The organism is Streptomyces coelicoflavus, from assembly GCF_003112555.1.
Lineage (GTDB): Bacteria > Actinomycetota > Actinomycetes > Streptomycetales > Streptomycetaceae > Streptomyces > Streptomyces coelicoflavus.
Window position 1 is genome coordinate 493,117 of sequence record NZ_BEWB01000004.1, and the last position, 13,984, is coordinate 507,100.

The following is a 13,984-nucleotide window of genomic DNA, read 5'->3' on the forward strand; positions in this document are numbered from 1 at the left end:
TTCGTACTGGTCAGAGGCTGGTTTCGCCGGGGGTGCCGAAGAAGTCGTGCCATTTGCGGCCGTCGACGAAGGCGTCGGTGCCGTTGGAGACGGACACGTAGACGTCGGCGTCGGTGTTGTGGGTGAAGGTGACGATGTCGTCCTTGCCGTCGCCGTCGTAGTCGCCGACGTAGGGGAACTCGCCGGTGGGGGAGAAGAAGTCGTTCCAGCGGACGCCGGGGCCGTACTTGTTTCCGTCGGACAGGGCGACGTAGACATCCGACTCGGTGCCTTGGGTGAAGGCGAGGATGTCGTCCTTCTTGTCGCCGTTCACGTCGCCGATGCGGGGCAGTTCACCGGCCGGGGCGAAGTGGTCGTGCACGAGTTGGCCGGTGCCGAAGGCGTCCTTGCCGTTGGAGAGGGCGGCGTAGACGTCGGCGGTGGTGCCCTGGGTGAAGGTGATGAGGTCGTCGTCTCCGTCCCCGTCGATGTCACCGAGGGCGGGGAACTCTCCGGCGGGGGCGAAGAAGTCGTGCCAGACCGTGGCGGTGTGGAAGCCGTCCTTGCCGTTGGACAGGGCGACGTAGACCTTGGCGTCGGCGTCGTGGGTGAAGGTGACGATGTCGTCGAAGCCGTCGCCGTTGACGTCACCGACCGCCGGGACTTCGCCGCCGGGTGCGAAGTGGTCGTGCCAGACGGTCGCGGTTCCGAAGGTGTTGCCGTTGGAGAGGGCGACGTATACGTCGGAGTCGGGGCCCTTGGTGAAGGTGACGACGTCGTCCTTGTGGTCGCCGTTGAAGTCGCCGGTGAGAGGGATCTCGCCGCCGGGGGCGAAGAAGTCGTGCCACTCCTTGGCCTCGCCGAATCCCGCACGGGTGGACGGCGCGACGTAGACGTCCGCCTCCGGGTTCTGGGTGAACGTCACGATGTCGTCGACACCGTCACCCGTGAAGTCCGTCGGCGAGCCGCCGAACAGGCCGGGGCCGCCACCGCTGGTGACGAGCTGCATGTAGTAGTCCCAGTTCCAGTGCGGTCCGGGATCGGTGTGGTCGTTGCCCGGCAGTTCGTTGTGGCCGAGGATGTGCGCGCGGTCCTTCGGGATGCCGTGCCGGTCGCACAGGTGGCGGGTCAGCGCGGCGGAGGAGCGATACATGGAGTCGGTGAACCACGAGGGGTTGTCGACGTACCCCTCGTGCTCGATGCCCAGCGACGAGGGGTTGGCGCTGCGGGCGTGGTACGCGGTGTCGGCGTCGCGCACCATCTGCGTGACGTCGCCGTCCGAGGAACGGACCACATAGTGCGAACTCACACCCGCGGAACCGTTCTGGAACCAGCTGATGGACCCCGCGTACGAGCCCTGGGTGACGTGGATGACGACCTTGTCGATCGGCGCCGAACGCCCCGGCTGGTAGTTGTTCGGGTGCGCGGCGACCCAGTGGGCCGGTCCGTAGTCGCTGCTCAGCACGGACACTTCGGCCTGCTCGCCGTCACCGGTGGAGACTCCGGGCGGGCGTGCCTTCTCGTACTCGCCCCGGTCGGGTTCGACCTTCCGCGGCTCCACGCCGACGCGCTCGCCGCCGGCTGCCCGACGGTTCAGTCCCTGGTTGAGGAGGCCGTAGACGGTGTCGGCGTACAGCCGTGCCGTGCCGGCCCGATCCGCACCGCCGTACTCGGCGACCACCGGGTACCACTCGCCGATACGGTCCCGCTCACCGGCGTCGAGACCGAGGGAGTCGGCGTAGGAGCGCAGAACGGCGGCGCCGCCCCGGATGTTGGACGGGGTGTCGCGCTTCAGCGCGGCGGCCGGAAGACCGGTCAGCTCGGCCGCCCTCTCCAGCGTCCGGCGCTCCGGGTTGCTGACGAGGTGCATCACGCCGTAGCCGCCGGCCGCGCTGGGCTCGCCCGCGTGGCCGTCGAGGTGGGTCTCGCCGTAGCCGACGGCGACCAGGAGATCGCGCGGGACGTCGAACTCCTCACTCGCGGCGGCGAAGGCGTCGTTCATGGTGGAGCCGTCGGCCGAGGCGGCACTCGCGCTGCCGGCCAGGCTGAGCGAGGCCGAGACGAGCGCGGCGGCCAGGAGGGCGGCGCCGGTTCTCAACTGTCTGCGATGGGACAAGGGTTCCCCCTGAGGTAGGAGCTAGAGGCTGGTTTCGCCGGGGGTGCCGAAGAAGTCGTGCCATTTGCGGCCGTCGACGAAGGCGTCGGTGCCGTTGGATACGGACACGTAGACGTCGGCGTCGGTGTTGTGGGTGAAGGTGACGATGTCGTCCTTGCCGTCGCCGTCGTAGTCGCCGACGTAGGGGAATTCGCCGGTGGGGGAGAAGAAGTCGTTCCAGCGGGTGCCGGGGCCGTACTTGTTTCCGTCGGAGAGGGCGACGTAGACGTCGGATTCGGTGCCTTGGGTGAAGGCGAGGATGTCGTCCTTCTTGTCGCCGTTCACGTCGCCGATGCGGGGGAGTTCTCCGGCGGGGGCGAAGTGGTCGTGGACCAACTTGCCGGTGCCGAAGGCGTCTTTGCCGTTGGAGAGGGCGGCGTAGACGTCGGCGGTGGTGCCCTGGGTGAAGGTGATGAGGTCGTCGTCTCCGTCGCCGTCGATGTCACCGAGGGCGGGGAACTCTCCGGCGGGGGCGAAGAAGTCGTGCCAGACCGTGGCGGTGTGGAAGCCGTCCTTGCCGTTGGACAGGGCGACGAAGACCTTGGCGTCGGCGTCGTGGGTGAAGGTGACGATGTCGTCGAAGCCGTCGCCGTTGACGTCACCGACCGCCGGGACCTCGTGCCGCTGCGCGAAGAAGTCGTGCCAGACCGTCGCCGGACCGAACCCGTCCCCGTTGGACAGCGACACGTACACGTCGGCCTCGGGACCGTGCGCGAAGGTGACGATGTCCGCCTTCTGGTCGCCGTTGAAGTCGCCGGTCAGCGGGGTCTCCCCGCCCGGGGCGAAGAACTGCTGCCACACCTTCGCCTCGCCGAACACATCACCCGTGGACGATGCGACGTAGACGTCCGCCTCCGCGTTCTGGGAGAAGGTGACGATGTCGGCCTTGGCGTCACCGGTGAAGTCGGTGGGGCCTCCGCCGAAGAGGGCGGTGCCGCGCTCCGCCTCGGCCAGCAGTGCGCGGGCCTTGGCCTCCGCCTCGTCGTAGCGGGAGGGGAAGGCGGAGCCCTGGACGAGTTGTGCGAGCTGGCCGGCCGTGGCGCCGGGGTTCGCCCGGTCCTTGACGATGGCGCGGGTGACGAACTGCGTCGCCGCGTACCAGGGGTCCATGATCTGCTCGACGGTTCCCCAGCCGTAGCTGGGACGCTGCTGGAAGACGCCGATGGAGTCCTTGTCGCCGCAGGGCAGGTTGTTCATGTGCGACTCGACCCAGCCTGCCTCGAAGGCCGCCAGGGTGACCTTCGGGTTGGCGTTGTGGGCGCGGGCGACGCGCAGGACGTTCACGAGGACGCTCGGGTCGTGGGTCGGCGGCACATAGCAGGAGGCGTCCAGGACCTCGGCGTTGGCCAGGTTCTTGGGCGGCTTCGGCGTCGGATCGGCGGCCTGGGCGGGTGCGGCGCCGACGGCTATCAGGAGGCCTGCCGGGGCGAATCCCGCGGCGCAGGCGGACAGACGTCTGGGACGGGGCATGGGTGTGCCCTTTCGATGTGGGTACGGGTGGTGGCTAGAGGCTGGTTTCGCCGGGGGTGCCGAAGAAGTCGTGCCATTTGCGGCCGTCGACGAAGGCGTCGGTGCCGTTGGAGACGGACACGTAGACGTCGGCGTCGGTGTTGTGGGTGAAGGTGACGATGTCGTCCTTGCCGTCGCCGTCGTAGTCGCCGACGTAGGGGAATTCGCCGGTGGGGGAGAAGAAGTCGTTCCAGCGGGTGCCGGGGCCGTACTTGTTTCCGTCGGAGAGGGCGACGTAGACGTCGGATTCGGTGCCTTGGGTGAAGGCGAGGATGTCGTCCTTCTTGTCGCCGTTCACGTCGCCGATGCGGGGGAGTTCTCCGGCGGGGGCGAAGTGGTCGTGGACCAACTTGCCGGTGCCGAAGGCGTCCTTGCCGTTGGAGAGGGCGGCGTAGACGTCGGCGGTGGTGCCCTGGGTGAAGGTGATGAGGTCGTCGTCTCCGTCGCCGTCGATGTCACCGAGGGCGGGGAACTCTCCGGCGGGGGCGAAGAAGTCGTGCCAGACCGTGGCGGTGTGGAAGCCGTCCTTGCCGTTGGACAGGGCGACGTAGACCTTGGCGTCGGCGTCGTGGGTGAAGGTGACGATGTCGTCGTAGCCGTCGCCGTTGACGTCACCGACTGCCGGGACTTCGCTGCCGGGTGCGAAGTGGTCGTGCCAGACGGTCGCGGTTCCGAAGTTGTTGCCGTTGGAGAGGGCGACGTAGACGTCGGAGTCGGGGCCCTTGGTGAAGGTGACGACGTCGTCCTTGTGGTCGCCGTTGAAGTCGCCGGTGAGAGGGGTCTCGCCGCCGGGGGCGAAGAAGTCGTGCCACTCCTTGGCCTCGCCGAATCCCGCGCGGGTGGACGGCGCGACGTAGACGTCCGCCTCCGCGTTCTGGGTGAACGTCACGATGTCGTCGACACCGTCACCCGTGAAGTCCGTCGGCGACCCGGCCAGCAACGGCTGGGGTGTGCCGCAGTTGCCGCTGGTGTGGCGGGCGGCCGTGGCGCTGTAGCGCAGTGCCACGCGGTCGACCACAATGGGCATGTTCTGGCCGTCGGCCTCCTGCTCGTAGTGCAGGTGGGCCCCGAACGACTCGCCCGTGTTGCCGACCTTGCCCAGCTCGTCGCCGGTGCGGACGTACTGGCCCTTGGCGACGGAGATGCGGTCCAGATGGGCGACCAGGCTGGTCCAGCCGCCCCCGTGGTCGACGCGCACGTAGTTGCCGTACCCGGAGCTGTTGGGCATGGGCACCGCGTCGATCACGGTGCCGGACGCCGAGGCCAGGGCCGGGGTGCCGAGGTCGGCCGAGCCCGCGATGTTGAAGTCGATCGCGTTGTGGACCTCGGAGGAGTGGTGGTAGTAGTCCCGTCCCTCTCCGCACGGCCAGGGCGCGCGGAAGTCCGGGCGGGGGCCGGCGGCCGAGGCCGGCTGGGCGGGAAGCAGGAGGGAGCCCAGGGCCAGCACGGCGGTGCCGGCCAGGCCCAGACTGAGCTGCCGTCTTCGCACTTCGGAAGTCCTTCCTCGGGAACGGCGGTCGCCGTCGGTCGGTGTGGGCGCACGACTGACCGGAGCGCGCGCCCGAGCAGGGGCGCGCGTCCGGAAGCCGTGGGTACGGGGGAGAGGGTTGGGGTCAGGGAGAGCGTCGGGGCGTTCAGAGAGAGGTCTCGCCGGGGAGGCCGAAGAAGTCGTTCCACTTCCTCGACGCCCCGAAGGCGGTGCCGGTGGAGAGCGCCACGTGCACGTCGGCCCCGGGAGTGTGGTCGAAGGAGACCACGTCGTCGCGGCCGTCCTCGTCGAAGTCACCGACGTACGGGAAGGCGCCGGGACCCGAGAACGCCTCGTGCCACACGCCCTTGGTGACGAAGCCCTCGCCGTCGGACAGGGCGACGCGGACCTCGGCGTCGGCGTCGGCGGTGAAGGAGGCGATGTCGTCGCGGCCGTCCCCGTCGAAGTCGCCCACGCGCGGCAGTTCGGCGCCGGTGGAGAAGCCGGTGAGGACCTTGCGCGCGGGCCCGAAGGACTCGCCGTCGGAGAAGGCGACGTAGACGGCGGCCTCGGTGCCCTTGGTGAAGGTGATGACGTCGTCCTTCCTGTCGCCGTTCACGTCGCCCACGGCCGGGAACTCGCCGCGCGGCGCGAAGTGGTCGTGCCATTTCCCGCCGGTGCCGAAGGTCGTGCCGTTGGAGAGGGACACGTAGACGCCGGCGGTGTCGCCCTGGGTGAAGGTGACGATGTCGTCGGTGCCGTCGCCGTCGAAGTCGCCCACGGCCGGGACCTCGTCGCCGGGTGCGAAGTGGTCGCTCCACTTCTCCCCGGTGGCGAACGAGGTGCCGGTGGAGGGCGCGACGTAGACGTCGGCGGTCGACCCCTGGGTGAAGGTGATCGCGTCGTCCTTGTCGTCCCCGTTGAAGTCACCGGTGAGCGGTGTCTCCCCGGCGGGCGCGAAGTGGTCGTTCCACTTGCCGCCGCCGGTGAACGCGGTGCCGTCCGAGGGCGCCGCGTAGACCTCGGCGCCGCTGCCGCGGGTGAACGTGACGACGTCGTCCTTGCCGTCACCCGTCACGTCGGTCGGTGAGCCGCCGAGCATCAGCCCGCCCGCGTCGCCGTAGTGGACCTCGAGTTCCGCGATCGAGGTGAAGGTCCGGTCGCCGCCCGGCCGTCCGACGATCCGCACGCCGTCGCCCGCCGTCGGGTCGAAGGAGAACGTGTAGGTCCGGTGCGGGCCCGCGGAGCTGCCGTACGGGTAGTCGGGACCCACGCGCTGCCCGGAGACGTCCACCCACCGGTTGTCCCGCCGTACCTGCACCCTCAGGTCGGCCGCGAACCAGCCGCCGTCGGCGAACATGTCACCGGTGGTGTAGGTGACCCTGTTCATCATGTACTGGCGCGGCCAGGTGTAGCCCCACCAGCTCTCCGTCTTGCGCTCGTCGTTCCAGTCGTCCTCGCTCTGGTCGCGGTTGCCGTCGGCGTAGTACCCGTCCTTGCCGAAGTGGGTGGCCCGCTGGACGGGCACGGTGCCGGGCTCGCGGGCGAGGTTGCGGTTCGGGTCGGCGGCGTTGTCGGGGACGGTGTCGCGGCGCGGTTCCAGACTCAGTTTCCGCAGGGAGAAGGTGTACGCCCAGTGGTCGCCGGCCGGGTAACCGCCGCCGCAGGGGCAGACGTTGGACTGGAGCCACATCGACTTGCCGTCGGCGCTGATGTACTTGGAGGGGATGGTGGTCGCGTAGCCGCCGTGCTTGGTGTGGGTCCAGGGGTAGCCGCCGAAGTCCTTGGACGCGAAGTGCTTCCAGGGCCCCCAGGGGGTCGGGGACTCGTAGAACTCGAAGGTGTACTCGGTCCACGAGGTGTAGACGTACCGGTCGAGCGGCTTGTTGTAGACCACGCCGCCCTGCCCGAGGACGGTCATGTTCCGCGCCCGGCCGGGAGTGAACACGTCCTGGTAGACGCGGCGGTCGTCGTGCAGGACCGGCTGCCGCCGGGCGATGTCCGCGGACCAGACCGGGTTGCCGGAGGCGTCCGTACCGGAGGCGTACTGCCAGGCGTTCTCGTCCATGACGGAGTTCTTGTACACGCGGGCCAGGTACAGGTCGACCGGGTCGGGGACGGTGTCGTCGAAGGAGTCCCGCCAGTTGTGGTCCAGGCCGTACGCGTAGACGTAGTCGTCGGGGGCGTTGGCGTAGTTCTTGCCGTAGTCCAGGAACATCACCGTGGTGAAGACACCGCCGCCGAACATGGGGCGGCTGCGGTCCCAGGTCCAGGTGCGGCCCTTGTCGGTGGACCTGGCGATCGTCGCGGCGGGGGCGTCGTTGAAGTCGTGCGCCAGGTCCTGCACCGCGAGGTAGAGGTCGCCGTTCACGCAGGCCATGCCGGTGGGCTTGCGGTTGTGGCCGGCGTTCCATATCTGGCCGACGTCCGTGGAGAGCTGGGTGCCGCTCAGCCCGCCGGGCATGCCGGAGATCTTCGCCACGCCGATGTCGCTGCCGACCGTGCCGAAGCCGACCCCGTCGCCGTACGCGGTGTACACGTTGTCGTCGTCGGCCCAGCAGTTGGGCCAGAGGTCACCGTGGGCCTGGTTGTCGCCGGCCGCGGGGGCGCCCACGGAGGCGGCGGGGTCCACCGCGACGGTCGAGAAGAAGTCGCCGGCCGGAGGGGAGCCGGCGGCGAGGGCGGAGGCCCGTACGACGGGTGGCTCCGGGGCCGGAGCATCCGCTGCCGTGCTCGACGGCAGGGCGGTCAGCATCATGCCGAGGGCGACGGAGGCCGTGGCCAGGGCACGGCTCAGGACTCTCGCGGGTCTGCGAGGCGGGGCGGATCTGGGCATGGGTCTCTGCTCCCGGTGCGACTCGGGTCGGCCAGCTTAGAAATCGATTTCAGCGGACGGTACTAGGGCGCTGTGGGCACGTCAACTGGGCTGCTGAGCACCAATGTTGGACGCAAATCGGGAGGAAGGGTCGCTTTGGCCCGGCGTGTGGTGCGGGACCACCGGAGCCTGCATCGCCCGCGGGGAATCGCCGATGTGGTCTGGTGAGGTATACGTGAAATGGATTTCTCGAACACCGGAAGTCACCCGGAACCGAAGTGACCGGGACTCCACGGCGTGGAACGCCGGTGCGGCAGGATGGCCGCATGATCCGTCATGCGCGCGTCCTGCCGGTGCTGTTGCTGGCCCCGCTGCTTCTCACCGCCTGCGGCTCCGAGAAGGCGGACGCGGGCGCACCGTCCGGGGCCGCCTCGGCGACGGTCGTGGAGGAGACCCCGGACGAGTCCCCGGCCGAGGCACCGGGTGAAGGGGAACTGACCGTCCGCGCCCAGGCGATGGGCGTGGCCCCCGAACTGGTCTACGTCACCGAGGCCCCCGGCTTCACCCTCGCCGAGCAGTCCGTCGGCGTCCTCGGCGACGACGGGTTCTCCGCCACCTGGGTCGACGGCGACACCAACGCGCTACTGCGCCTGGCCGTCGACCGGGGCTCGATCACCGCCGGTACCTGCCCCGGCCAGCCCGTCGGCGACATGTCCGGCGAGCACACCACCTGCGAGCGCGACGGTGACGCCTGGTACCGCACCGGCGCCGGACGGCACGAGTACGCGCTGCCCGAGGAGGGGCACGTCGTACGCGTCTCGGCCGAGCAGGACGCCGTACCGCGCGACGTCCTGCGCGCGGCCGCCCTCGCCGCCCAGCGCCCCGACGCCGCCGAGACCGACCGCCTCCTGCCCTCCGCCGAACCCGCGCCCGCCACGCCGGTCGAGCGCGGCGACCTGCCGCCGTTCGGCGACGGAGCCCCCGACAACCGCGTGGACGAGGGCGGCTGATCGGGCGCCCCGGTGGATGCGGTGGATGCGGCTACGCCGTGAAGGTCGCCACCGTGTCCAGACCGGCCTGCCGCAGCGTTCGGTGGACGGCCGGGCGGGCGCCCCGGACGGTGAGGGCGACCGGTTCCGGCGTGCGCGTCACCGTCCGCAGCAGCGCGTAGGCGCAGGCCAGGTCGATGTGGTCCAGGCCGCTCATCTCCAGCGTCCAGGCCCCCGGCTCGCGCAGCCGCGGGTCGAGGAGCAGCTCCTCCAGCACGCCCAGCGCGGGCGCGTCCAGGTCTCCGGAAAAGGCCAGTACCGCGTGCTGCCCGTCGGCCTCGGCGATCCTTACGGGTGCGTCCGTCACGGCAGCCTCCTCGGTCGCGCATCGCGTGCGTGGTCTCCATTGTCCCCCAGCCGTGGCGACCGGGGCCTCCCGGAATAGATCCCCGGTCGCGTGGCGCTATGCCTTGAGCGGTACGAGAGTGCGGCGAAGGGCTGGTGGGCGCATGCGGTCAGGCCAGACGAACCCCGTGGTCAGGACGGTTCACGGCGCGGTACGCGGCAGGTACGAGCACGGTGTCGCCGTCTTTCGCGGCATCCCCTACGCGGCACCCCCCTTCGGGCCGGGCCGTTTCCGCCCGCCCGTACCCCCCGAGCCCTGGGACGGCGTCCGCGACGCGGGGTCCTTCGGCCCCACGGCCCCGAAACCGCCGTACTCCGAGGCCTTCGCCCGGTACCTGTCCGACCCGGCGATCGCCGGCGACGACTGCCTCAACCTCAACGTCTGGACCCCCGAGCCCGGGCCCGGCGCCCGCCTGCCGGTCCTGTTCTGGCTGCACGGCGGCGCGCTGACCAGGGGTTCCTCGGCCGTACCGGTCTACGACGGCCACACCTTCGCCCGCGACGGCGTCGTCTGCGTCTCGATCAACTACCGACTGGGTGTGGAGGGCTACGGCCTGTTCCCGGACGCCCCCGCCAACGCCGGCCTGCGCGACCAGATCGCCGCCCTCCGGTGGGTGCGGGACAACGTCGCGGCCTTCGGCGGCGACCCCGACCGGGTCACCGTCGCCGGACAGTCCGCGGGCGCCATCAGCACCGGCGCGCTGCTCGCCGCGCCCGCGGCCCAGGGGCTCTTCCGGCGCGCCGTGCTCCAGAGCGGCGCACCCGAGGCCGCCGACCGCGACAAGGTGCGGCGCATGGTCCGGCGCATGGCCGCCCGCCTGAAGATCCCCGCCACCGCCGAGGCCTTCGCCGCCGCCGACCGCGGGCAGCTGCTGCGGGCCCAGGCCGAGGTGGGCCGGTTCAGCAGCCCCGTGCTCGGCGGCCCCGGGTTCGGCCTCGTCGTCGACGGCGACGTGCTGCCCCGCGACCCTCTGGAGGCGCTCGTCGACGGCGACGCGGCACCGGGCGTCGACCTCATGCTGGGCTGGACCCGCGACGAGTACCGGCTCTGGCTGGTCCCCGGCGGCCTCGTCGAACGCGTCGACCGTCTCGGCGCGGTGGCCCTCGCGGGCGCCCGCGCCCGCTGCCACTGCGGCAACGAGGTGATCCGCGGCTACCGCGCGGCACGCCCTGACGCGGGGACCGCCGAAATCGTGGGCCAGCTGGTCACCGACCACCTGCTGCGCATCCCGATGCACCGCGTGGCCGACGCGCGGCCCGGGTCCTCGTACGTCTACGAGTTCGCCTGGCCGTCCAGCCTGCCCGGCCTCGGCGCCTGCCACGCCCTGGAGCTGGGCTTCGTCTTCGACTCCGGCGACGGCCCCGACGCGCGCAGACTCGCGGGCGAGGGGGCGCCGCAGGAGCTGGCCGACGCGATGCACGGGGCGTGGGTGCGGTTCGTGGAGTCCGGCGACCCCGGGTGGGAGGCGTGGGACGCCGCGCATCCCGTACGGGTCTTCGGCGACGGCGCCCCGCACACGGCCTACGGCCCGCTCGACCCCGAGTACGACCTGTGGAAGGCCGACGTCACCGGGCCCCGAGGAACGCGGCCCAGGCGTCTGGTCCGACGGTGACGTGTCCCTGCGGGGCTTTGGAGTCGCGGATGTGGATGGCGGTGGGTTCGACGGCCACCTCGACGCAGTTGCCGCCCTCGTCGCCGCTGTAGCTGGACCTGTGCCACTCGTAGGCGACTTCGATGCAGTTGCCGCCCTCGCTGCCGCTGTAGCTCGACTTGAACCACCGAAGTGCGGTGCTGCTCATTGCTCTCCCAGGAGACGGTCCAGTAGATCCCTCGTGTCCTCGGGGGTGAGGGCCTGAGACCGCAGCATCGCACATTTCTGCGTAAGGATCGCCACCTCATCCGGGTCGGCGATGAGTTGGCTGCCGCGCTGGTTCTCCGTGTAGGCGAGCCGCTGGTGTTCGGGGGTTTCGAGCAGGACGAACGGGCCGTCGAGAGACGCGTGACTGGCGCGGTCCAAGGGCAGCACCTGGAACATGAGCCCGGGTAGCTCGGAACACACGCGAAGGTGACGGAGCTGCTCTGCCCACACCTGTCGCCCGCCAAAGGGCGCGTGCACGACCGGCTCCCACACCACGAAGCACGTGATCGGCGGCTCCTTGCCCTGAAGGATTCCCTGCCGCTCGATACGTGCCGCCGCCAGCCGGGCGATCGTGTCTTCGTCGTAGAAGGGCACGCGGCTGCGGAACACCGCCCACGCGTACGCCTCCGTCTGGAGCAGACCCGGCAACACCTGGTTCTCGTACGACGAGATGGCGATGGCCTCCCGCTCCCGGTCCAGGAACTCCTCCGCCCACAACGGGACCAGATCCACCTCCGGCATCTTGCTCAGCGCGATCGACAACGCCCCCTTGGTCTGGAGGAGTTCGTCGAGCTGCTCGGCGAGATCCGGCTTCAGCGGGCGTCGGCCCTGTTCGATCGAGGCGATCTGCTGCTCGCCGATGACGAAGCGATCGCCCAGGGACCGTTGGGTGTGCCCGGCCGCCTGCCGGTAGAGGGCGAGCAGCGCGCCCACCATCTTCATCGCGGAGGCGTTCCTCCGTGTCGTCGTGCCCATGAGGTCGAACTCCCCACCCGCGCGCGTACGTTCACCAACGCGCACCCGTACAACCCGGATGTACGGCCATGCGCACTGTCCCATCATGGCCACGGAGCGTGACCCTCGTCACGTGAACAGTGAAACTCCACCCCCGTCCCCACGTGAGCGCCTCTACCGCCGTGAGCGCCGGTCCGTTCCCGCCGCGCGGGCGTTCGCGAGGGAGACGCTCGCGGACTGGGGCGTGCGCGGGCGCGCGGACGACGTGGTGCTGTGCGTCAGCGAACTGGCGACCAACGCCCTGCTGCACGGCGTACCGCCCGGCCGGGGCTTCCTGCTGCGGCTGTGGCTGCTGCCCTGCGGGGACGGCGTGCGCGTCGAGGTCCACGACAGCGGGGACGGTGTGCCGGCCGTGCCCCTGGACTCCGGTGGGTCGGACGAGGGCGGACGCGGGCTGCTGCTGGTGTCGGAGCTGGCGGACAAGTGGGGCGTGACGGAGCGGGAGCCCGGCAAGGCCGTGTGGTTCGAGTGCGGTGTCCCGGCGGACTGACGGGGCACGCCCGCCTGCCCCCGGGGGCCTTCACCGGATCTCCACGCTCCGTCACGTGCGACGCGTCAGGCCCAGCAGCCGTTCACGGTCGCGGCGAGGCCGTCCATGGCGTCCTTGATGTCGCTCGGGTCGGCCGTCGAGTTGTTCTCGATGAAGGAGAAGATCCGCCAGTCGCCGTCGTCGGTCCGGGTGACGCCGCTCAGGGCGATGGCGCCCGTCAGCGTGCCGGTCTTCGCGTGCACCTTGCCGACGGCGCACTCGGAGTTGGGGTCGTCGAAGCGGCCCCACTCCGGGCCGAGGCTGGCACCGGCCTCGCCGGAGACCGGCAGGCCCTCGAGGATCGAGCCGAGGGCGGGGGACTCCGTGATCGCGTCGAGGAGCTGCGCGAGGGTCGCCGCCGGGATGCGGTCGGCGCGGGAGAGGCCGCTGCCGTCGTGCATCTCGAAGTTGTCGAGGGAGATGCCGTACGAGCTGAGCACCTGGCGGACCAGCGCGGTGCCCGCCTCGAAGGTCCCCGGCTTGCCCAGCTCCACGGCCGACATGCGGAGCAGGGTCTCGGCGATGTTGTTGTCGCTGGTCTTGAGCATCTTCTTGACGATGTCCGACAGCGGCGCCGACTTGTGCTGGGCCACCGGCACGTCGGACTGCTTGGCCGTCGTGCGGGACACCTCGCCGTCGACCGTGATGCCCTGCGCGGCGAGCTTCTTCGCGAAGACCTTGCCCGCGTCGATCGAGGTGTCCTGGACGGCGGCACCGTCGACGACGAGGGAGCGGACCGGCGCGACCTCGGTGGGGTAGTAGCCCTCGTTCCAGCCCTCGGCGAGGCTCGGGTCGGCGAACAGGCTGTCGTCCACCCGGACCTGGACGTCGGTGCGGCCGGCTGCCTTGAGGCCGTCGGCGGCGGTCCTGGCCAGCTCGGCGACGTCGTCGCCCGTGAGGGTGCGGTCACCGCCGCCGACGAGGGTGAGGGTGCCCTCGCCGTACACGACCTTGGTGGTGAACTCGTGGTTGGCGCCCAGCAGCGTCAGGGCCGTGGTGGCCGTGGCGAGCTTGGCGTTGGAGGCGGGCATGAGGGCAGTGGAGCCGTTGTGGTCCCACAGGGCGGTGTCCGAGTCGGCGTCGAGCACGACGCCGCTGACGTCGGTGCCCAGACGCTCGTCGGCGAGGCGCTCGTTGAGGTTCTCGACCAACTGCGCGTCCTCGGCGGCGAGGTCGTCGACCGAGATGCCCTGCTGCTGCGGGGCGTTGCCGTCGGCGGCGAAGGCGGAGGTCCCGGCCAGCGTGGCGGAGGCCACGGGCACGGCCATCGCGAGCACGAGGGCCCGGCGTGCGCCGACGCGGCTCACTCTCGCTTTGCGGTGCCTGCGCCGTCCGCCGGGGGTGAAGGTGTGCGTGGGGGTCTCGTCCGGCGTACCAGTCATGAAGTGAAATCCAAAGATCGGTTACTTCGTTCTGTGGGGGTGAAGCGCTGGGCACGCTACCAGCGCCATATGAAGGGCGCGGACGGAAATTGACGGGGT

Annotated in this window: 11 protein-coding genes; 3 read left to right on the forward strand and 8 right to left on the reverse strand. The window is 70.6% G+C overall.

Going from position 1 to position 13,984, the window contains the following annotated elements; all coding sequences use genetic code 11:
• Positions 1-10: 10 nt before the first annotated feature.
• The 4 genes from Sco07f_RS41340 to Sco07f_RS10540 all read right to left on the reverse strand — a co-directional run bounded on the left by Sco07f_RS41340 (position 11) and on the right by Sco07f_RS10540 (position 7,947).
• The gene (locus Sco07f_RS41340) at positions 11-2,095 is read right to left on the reverse strand and encodes an N-acetylmuramoyl-L-alanine amidase (protein WP_108987654.1); all 2,085 of its coding nucleotides are present in this window, start codon (positions 2,093-2,095) and stop codon (positions 11-13) included.
• A 21-nt stretch (positions 2,096-2,116) separates the two neighbouring features.
• The gene (locus Sco07f_RS10530) at positions 2,117-3,604 is read right to left on the reverse strand and encodes an FG-GAP repeat domain-containing protein (protein WP_108987655.1); all 1,488 of its coding nucleotides are present in this window, start codon (positions 3,602-3,604) and stop codon (positions 2,117-2,119) included.
• A gap of 34 nt (positions 3,605-3,638) precedes the next feature.
• Positions 3,639-5,132: a peptidoglycan DD-metalloendopeptidase family protein gene (locus tag Sco07f_RS10535; protein WP_108987656.1), complete on the reverse strand. Its 1,494-nt coding sequence runs from the start codon at positions 5,130-5,132 to the stop codon at positions 3,639-3,641.
• Positions 5,133-5,277: 145 nt separating this feature from the next.
• Entirely contained in the window at positions 5,278-7,947 is a 2,670-nt protein-coding gene (locus tag Sco07f_RS10540; RefSeq protein WP_108987657.1) for an FG-GAP-like repeat-containing protein, read from the reverse strand.
• Positions 7,948-8,252: 305 nt separating this feature from the next.
• Here Sco07f_RS10540 and Sco07f_RS10545 point away from each other — a divergent pair, with 305 nt between their 5' ends.
• Entirely contained in the window at positions 8,253-8,936 is a 684-nt protein-coding gene (locus Sco07f_RS10545) for a hypothetical protein (protein WP_108987658.1), read from the forward strand.
• Positions 8,937-8,967: 31 nt separating this feature from the next.
• On the opposite strand, the gene Sco07f_RS10550 is transcribed toward Sco07f_RS10545, so the two are convergent.
• The gene (locus Sco07f_RS10550; protein WP_054099758.1) at positions 8,968-9,282 is read right to left on the reverse strand and encodes an STAS domain-containing protein; all 315 of its coding nucleotides are present in this window, start codon (positions 9,280-9,282) and stop codon (positions 8,968-8,970) included.
• A gap of 142 nt (positions 9,283-9,424) precedes the next feature.
• Between Sco07f_RS10550 and Sco07f_RS10555 the strand changes: the two genes are divergently transcribed.
• The gene (locus Sco07f_RS10555; protein ID WP_108987659.1) at positions 9,425-10,933 is read left to right on the forward strand and encodes a carboxylesterase/lipase family protein; all 1,509 of its coding nucleotides are present in this window, start codon (positions 9,425-9,427) and stop codon (positions 10,931-10,933) included.
• Here Sco07f_RS10555 and Sco07f_RS10560 read toward each other — a convergent pair.
• Both Sco07f_RS10560 and Sco07f_RS10565 read right to left on the reverse strand, forming a co-directional pair.
• A complete protein-coding gene (locus tag Sco07f_RS10560) occupies positions 10,887-11,120 on the reverse strand; it encodes a DUF397 domain-containing protein (protein WP_108987660.1) in 234 nt (77 codons plus the stop codon). The two genes, Sco07f_RS10555 and Sco07f_RS10560, sit on opposite strands and share 47 nt — an antisense overlap.
• Positions 11,117-11,935, reverse strand: a complete 819-nt coding sequence (locus tag Sco07f_RS10565) for a helix-turn-helix domain-containing protein (RefSeq protein ID WP_167468063.1) — start codon at positions 11,933-11,935, stop codon at positions 11,117-11,119. The genes Sco07f_RS10560 and Sco07f_RS10565 overlap by 4 nt, the downstream gene beginning before the upstream one ends.
• Positions 11,936-12,020: 85 nt before the next feature.
• On the opposite strand from Sco07f_RS10565, the gene Sco07f_RS10570 reads away from it, so the two are divergent.
• Positions 12,021-12,464, forward strand: coding sequence for an ATP-binding protein (locus Sco07f_RS10570; RefSeq protein ID WP_167468064.1), 444 nt, complete (start codon positions 12,021-12,023; stop codon positions 12,462-12,464).
• Between the two features lie 65 nt (positions 12,465-12,529).
• Here Sco07f_RS10570 and dacB read toward each other — a convergent pair whose 3' ends face one another.
• A complete protein-coding gene (dacB, locus tag Sco07f_RS10575; RefSeq protein WP_108987663.1) occupies positions 12,530-13,885 on the reverse strand; it encodes a D-alanyl-D-alanine carboxypeptidase/D-alanyl-D-alanine endopeptidase in 1,356 nt (451 codons plus the stop codon).
• Positions 13,886-13,984: the final 99 nt, after the last annotated feature.

What these genes read in the sequence shown, in the direction of transcription:
- Sco07f_RS10570 (WP_167468064.1), top strand. Translation starts at nt 12,021, where the DNA reads ATGGCCACGGAGCGTGACCCTCGTCACGTGAACAGTGAAACTCCACCC.
- Sco07f_RS10560 (WP_108987660.1), bottom strand. Translation starts at nt 11,120, where the DNA reads ATGAGCAGCACCGCACTTCGGTGGTTCAAGTCGAGCTACAGCGGCAGC.
- Sco07f_RS10545 (WP_108987658.1), top strand. Translation starts at nt 8,253, where the DNA reads ATGATCCGTCATGCGCGCGTCCTGCCGGTGCTGTTGCTGGCCCCGCTG.
- Sco07f_RS10555 (WP_108987659.1), top strand. Translation starts at nt 9,425, where the DNA reads ATGCGGTCAGGCCAGACGAACCCCGTGGTCAGGACGGTTCACGGCGCG.
- dacB (WP_108987663.1), bottom strand. Translation starts at nt 13,885, where the DNA reads ATGACTGGTACGCCGGACGAGACCCCCACGCACACCTTCACCCCCGGC.
- Sco07f_RS10565 (WP_167468063.1), bottom strand. Translation starts at nt 11,935, where the DNA reads ATGGGCACGACGACACGGAGGAACGCCTCCGCGATGAAGATGGTGGGC.
- Sco07f_RS10530 (WP_108987655.1), bottom strand. Translation starts at nt 3,604, where the DNA reads ATGCCCCGTCCCAGACGTCTGTCCGCCTGCGCCGCGGGATTCGCCCCG.
- Sco07f_RS10540 (WP_108987657.1), bottom strand. Translation starts at nt 7,947, where the DNA reads ATGCCCAGATCCGCCCCGCCTCGCAGACCCGCGAGAGTCCTGAGCCGT.